Annotated in this window: 3 protein-coding genes; all 3 read right to left on the bottom strand. The window is 40.0% G+C overall.

What is annotated here, in order from left to right; translation table 11 throughout:
• Nucleotides 1–268: 268 nt before the first annotated feature.
• Nucleotides 269–3,445, bottom strand: coding sequence for a BTAD domain-containing putative transcriptional regulator (locus AB840_RS14625; RefSeq protein ID WP_048515579.1), 3,177 nt, complete (start codon nucleotides 3,443–3,445; stop codon nucleotides 269–271).
• Nucleotides 3,446–3,585: 140 nt separating this feature from the next.
• A complete protein-coding gene (locus AB840_RS14620; protein WP_048515578.1) occupies nucleotides 3,586–4,920 on the bottom strand; it encodes an acetyl-CoA hydrolase/transferase family protein in 1,335 nt (444 codons plus the stop codon).
• Between the two features lie 49 nt (nucleotides 4,921–4,969).
• Nucleotides 4,970–5,674, bottom strand: coding sequence for an MFS transporter (locus AB840_RS14615; protein WP_053078214.1), 705 nt, complete (start codon nucleotides 5,672–5,674; stop codon nucleotides 4,970–4,972).
• Nucleotides 5,675–5,973: the final 299 nt, after the last annotated feature.

Here is a 5,973-nt window from a genome sequence, read left to right as displayed (position 1 = left end):
TTCTGTATCCATGATTTCTAACGCACAAACCAGTGCCTCTGTGAAAATCCGCATAAACAGCTGCAATAATTTTGTTTCGCGTATGATCGCGGTATCGGATTCCTTTATTGTTTTGATAATTTCTGCTATAATATATTCCATGAGAAGACCTTCGGTTGTGATATATTTTGCTGGCTAGGCAATATATCTATTATCTAGGTCTTTTCTTTTTTTTGCAATATCTTACCGAGAACTATTTTACACTAAGTAAGTATTCTTCCTGCGGGTATTAGTTATTGGTCATACTATACTTTTGGTATATTTCTCTTGTTTTAAGTGAAGGCGCTACATTCAATTCTTTTTTCAATTGCTCCGAACACATGGTAATGGTTCTGATTAACAACGCCTGATCATGCAATTCGCCATAACTAATTAGTTTAAGCTGATATGCGCTCTCCCAACATATATCTATTTGAAGGATATGATTAGCCCAATAAATGGCCTGATCATATTTTTTTTGTTCTATATATGAAAATCCTAATGTTTCTGCTCCCCGCAGTGCCAGCAGACGCAGCCGTTCTCTTTCTCTCAGCACGATATCATCAGTCACTTCACCTGCCATAAATTCTCCTTTGTATAAATGTAATCCGTTTAATAACAGTTTCTGCGCTTTGCCAACATGTCTGTATATTTCCATACATCCTTCATGAATACTGCGCTCAAAAGCCTGCACATCTAACTGCAGCTGCTCATCAAGATGCAGCTGCAGGAACGAATCTGTACTGACAATAAAGCGACTGCGCGCCCGGGGCTGCCGCGCCGGCTCTAAAACATGCAGTAAATAATTCAGTACTACTTTAAAGTTACGCTGCACCTCCTTACTGCTTCCATGAGGCCACAATATATTCATCAAAGTTTCTCTGGATATCGGTGCAGTATACATGGAAATCAGCACAACCAATAATTTTTTGGCTGCTTTACGACGCCATACCTCTGATCCCAGTTCGCTTCCGTTTCGAAACAGTTTAAATCCTCCCAGGGTTTGAATAACTATAGCTGCCGTATTAGACGAACTGAGCGTCCCATAACGATCTAAAGCAGCTGAATATAATTCAAACTCTTTTGAATCAAAGCCTGCAATATCCCCTAATAATGTTTTTCGTTCCAAAATAAATGCATAGTTGTACTTATGGCAATTCGTCAGCAGCAGTTTATAATACTGTTGAAACTGCTTTTTATCGTTCCGTTTGTAGCATTGATACGTCAACTGCCAATAACAAGCAGTCTGACCCAAAGAATCACGGCATTTTTCAAACAGCTTCAGTGCCTTCAAAGAATACGCTTGTCCTTCATCATAATTTCCACATAAGGCAGCGCTCATTCCCAGGGCATGATACAGGATGGCAGCAAACCAATTATCATGCCCTGCAGTGGTGACAGTCAGTGCCTGCATACCGATTTTTCGAGATTCTTCCCAGTTTCCCTCCAACGCATACAGCAGGCATTGCCCCCAATACATCTCCGTTGTTCCTCGTGCAATGCGTAATTGTTCAGCCAACATCATCGCCTTATGATAAGCCTGACGGCATATTTCCTCTGTATGATGAAAATCCAGTAATAATGCATGGCCCATGCGAACATATCCTATAAGGGAAACGAATGGAGACTGTACTTTATTTCCATATTCAATACTGGCACTGGAATAAGAAATAGCTTGTGACACATCGCCCATAAAGCAATAGCATAATGATAAAATAAGAGAACATTCTCGAAAAGAGCATGGCGTTCGAGCCCCCGCTTCTTCTCTATACTTATTTTCTAACGTATGTATGGCTTTCTGAATGCGTCCTGTTCGTAAATAAATACGTGCTTGTAAATTATTCTTGTCAGCCTGATCAAAAGAAAGCACCCATTTTCGCAGCCGCAAATACCGTTCTGCCCGATGAGAATAACCATGATTAATCATATTTTCACTCATCAGTGCCAACACGTCTCCCTTCTCCCTTTCTGAACCTGCTGGCAATAATTTATAAGCTTGACGCAAATATGTTTGAGCCACATCGGGTTGTATAATATCAAGATATAATTCTCCCATACTCCGGCAGCATTGACTTAATTCCAGAGCATTCCCGCAAGCATAAAATATTTTCCGGGCTTTCTTATACCAATACACGGCTTTTTCATAGGAACTGGAAATACGCTCCCTATCTCCCAATGCCATATATATTTTGGGGTGCCTCCGATATGTCTCCGGAAGTTTTTGCAAATATTTCATAAACACCTCCTGTCTTCCGCAAAGTATCCAGTACCGACCCGCAGCCGACAAAATTTCGGAGGCCGCATCCCACCGCTTTTCTTGCAGGAAAAAATACAACGCCCATTCTGCATTATCATGCTTTTGATAAAATACAGCGATTTTATCATATAATTCTTTTATATGTACTATCCGCAGTTTTGCCTGTTTCTGCAAAAATTCCTGAAATAAAGAATGATACCGATATGCATCTGTGCCGATTTTAGAAATAAAAAGACCGGTCTTTGCCACGGTATCCAAATATGGAACAGGGTACTCTATCTCCAAGACCTCTCTGCAGTATGCCGAATCAAAAGACTGTACCAGGGAGGTTTTCATCAAAAAATCTTGTAAGCCCAGTGACTGCCGGTTAAAAATAGTATGACTGAGATATTCAAAAAAACAATCTAAATCAAAATTGCCATTTTTCAAATAATTGGAAAGCTGTTCTACATCGTCTTTCCATTGATTAGCCAATAATTTGATAACTATAATCCATCCCTCCGTGCGATTGAAAATTTCCTGTATCTCTTTTTCATCAATATCAAACAGCTGCTCCATCCGAAAAAATGCAGCAATTTCTTCTGCCGTAAACAAAAGATCCTGCGGAAAAAAATCCAGCACACGGCCCTGCAGCCTCATTCGTTCTACTTCTGGCAGCATCACATATTCCCGTGATATTAAAACAACATGAATATTAGCAGGCATATGTGCCAAGAATCGATCAAAAAACATACAAATATCAAAGCATTGATGGGCATACTGCCAATCATCGATGACTAAAAAACACTCGTTATGTTTACTGTTATATTGCTCAATTCCCGTCATAAGACAAAAGAACAGCGTTTTCCAATCTAATTGCTCCTCTATACCCAGCCGTGTGCCATACCATTGATAAAGACCCGGAAAAATGTGATTTATAGCATTTACTAAATATATGGCGAAGAAATATATATTATCATCTTCTGGCCCCAGATTATACCATCCGACAGCAGATTTCTTTCCTGATAAATATTGGATCAAGGCCGTCGTTTTTCCATATCCTGCGCCAGCAGTAAATACCGACAAGGTATATGCGGATATTTTTTTTAGTTTTCTGTATAAAGTTTCACGTCGTATACTCTCTGCAGATAAACTGGGAATTGTAATCTTACTAATCAATATATCCTGCATTCAACTCATCCTTTCCTTACACTGTTCTCTTTATATTGTATCATCTTTATGAAAACAGCGCTAAGTCTCCCTTGCATAAATATTTTACGCTAAAAAGAGGCGCCGCTTCACGCAATGGCGCCTCTTTTAGCACAGTATTTCTACCAAATCATATACCTTTCTGCCTCCGAATGAAGCCATTCCCGAAAATCAGGATGGGCAATCTGAATCAGCGCTTCCGTGCGCTGCCGGATATTTAATCCTCGCATCCAGGCAACTCCATACTCTGTAACAACATAATCAGTATCATTTCTGGAGGTAGTAACCACCGCTCCGGCTTGAAGAAACGGCACTATTTTAGAATGAAGAACTGTTTTCCCGCTCGTATCCGTTGTTTCGTAGGTAGAATGCATGGCAATAATTGATTTTCCTCCTGGTGACATTTGTGCTCCCTGAACTGTTTCTGACTGGCCGCCGGTACCGGACCACTGTAAATTCCCAACAGTTTCCGATGCACACTGCCCCGTAAGATCCACTTCGAGGGTTGCATTGATTGATACAAATTTATTGTTTTGTCCAATAGTATAGGGATCATTGGTAAATGTACAGGATTTAAACATGATAGATGGATTATTGTCAATGTACTCGTATAAACGTTGACTGCCCATCGTAAAGGAGCATACTGAATATCCATTCAATAATCCCTTTTGTGAATTATCCACAGCGCCGCATTCGATCAGATCAACCATGGTTTCTGTAAACATTTCTGTATGAATTCCTAAGTGCTTTTTACTACGCAGTTCATGTGCCACGGCATTGGGAATATTACCAATTCCCAGTTGGATCGTCGATCCATCGTCAATCAATTCTGCAATATGCTGCCCGATAAAGGCATCTGTGTCTGTATACGGAGCCAAACTGGCATACGGAATCGGGCGGCTTGATTCCACAACGGCTGCAACTTCTGAAATATGTACCTGCGTATCTCCAAAGGTTCTGGGATAATGTGGATTTACCTCTACAATGGCTAATGCCCCTGCATTGATCAGGTCTCGTTCATAAATTGCACTAATAGATAAAGACATATACCCGTGCCGGTCCATAGGCGAAACCGTTGCCAATACTACGGGGCGCCTATGTTCATACCGAATTCGATCCAGTGTTTTACGTAAAATAGAGGTCGAGCTTTGCGGTACAGCACTGCTCAGTCTCTGTTTTTGTGATGCCCGGCAAGGGCCTGAAAAAAACCACCCGTTATGTTCCATAATACCCTTCATATCTTCATCATGGAGCCATGGATAGTCTCGTAACGGCAAACATGTATTCAGAATCGCCCCTTTGATTTCTGTCGTTTTCAAATATTGCATATGATCCAATATAGCAGCCGGTTCACCGGCTGCCTGCGCACTGAACATATAATCGTTATTTTGAATCAAAGCCAAGGCTTGCTCCGTCGACATCTTTTTTTCAGCATACATGGTATCCCATTGTTTCATCCTATTTTCCTCCTGCCATAATACTATTTTTATTAAATTGGTTAATTTCTTATTTTTTTGATTTTCCCGTTTCTGGCAATAGGAAGGAGCCTATAAAAGCTGTAGCACTGATAATTACAGCCGTGATCAATCCTGCCGTATACCCAGATTTATCAATAATACTACCGATAATAAAAAATGCAATTGTTTCAATAATATACGCAAAAGCCCAAAAAATACCCATGATTTTAGTAAGTTTAGCCGGTGTCATATTCGGCAGTTCCTGTGGAATCATAAACAGTGAAGTTACGGGGACAAACATAAGATTTCCAATAGCAAATGCAGATATCAGTGCAATGAATCCATTCTCGGTAGTAAACATTAATATACCGCAAACGGTTAAAAGAAGACCGCATATGCGAATAACCGGAACTCGTTTAAAATATACTTTAGACAATAAAATGGTAATTATAGTTCCGGTAATACCGCCAAAAGCTACCACAATCCCCAACGTCCTGGAACTAATTACCGTTGTTCCTGAAATCGGGAAAATATTCAACAGTACTATATAAAAAGTTAATATACCGGAATAGGTAAACGGCAATACCCAGTTAAAGGAATGACTGAGGGCAGTACGAAAGGTGTATCTCTCTTCTATCATATCTGCTGTCTGTGAATTACTGCTGGCATTTAATGCAAAATCTTGCCCAATCAAAAGCCACGCCAAAAATAATACACCGCTAATCACAGCAAAAAAACCATACTTCCCTGCCATGTCTGCATCATGGCAATAACCGGACCTACGACAAGCATTGCCAGCATACCCTTAGTGTAAAATAGTTCTCGGTAAGATATTGCAAAAAAAAGAAAAGACCTAGATAATAGATATATTGCCTAGCCAGCAAAATATATCACAACCGAAGGTCTTCTCATGGAATATATTATAGCAGAAATTATCAAAACAATAAAGGAATCCGATACCGCGATCATACGCGAAACAAAATTATTGCAGCTGTTTATGCGGATTTTCACAGAGGCACTGGTTTGTGCGTTAGAAATCATGGATACAGAATT

Origin of the sequence: Megasphaera cerevisiae DSM 20462 (assembly GCF_001045675.1) — a bacterium.
In the GTDB taxonomy this organism is placed as follows: domain Bacteria; phylum Bacillota; class Negativicutes; order Veillonellales; family Megasphaeraceae; genus Megasphaera; species Megasphaera cerevisiae.
This window is presented reverse-complemented; position numbering and strand designations above follow the sequence as displayed.

Excerpts from the sequence above, each read along its gene's own strand:
- AB840_RS14625 (WP_048515579.1), bottom strand. The coding sequence starts at position 3,445 with ATGCAGGATATATTGATTAGTAAGATTACAATTCCCAGTTTATCTGCA.
- AB840_RS14620 (WP_048515578.1), bottom strand. The coding sequence starts at position 4,920 with ATGAAACAATGGGATACCATGTATGCTGAAAAAAAGATGTCGACGGAG.
- AB840_RS14615 (WP_053078214.1), bottom strand. The coding sequence starts at position 5,674 with ATGGCAGGGAAGTATGGTTTTTTTGCTGTGATTAGCGGTGTATTATTT.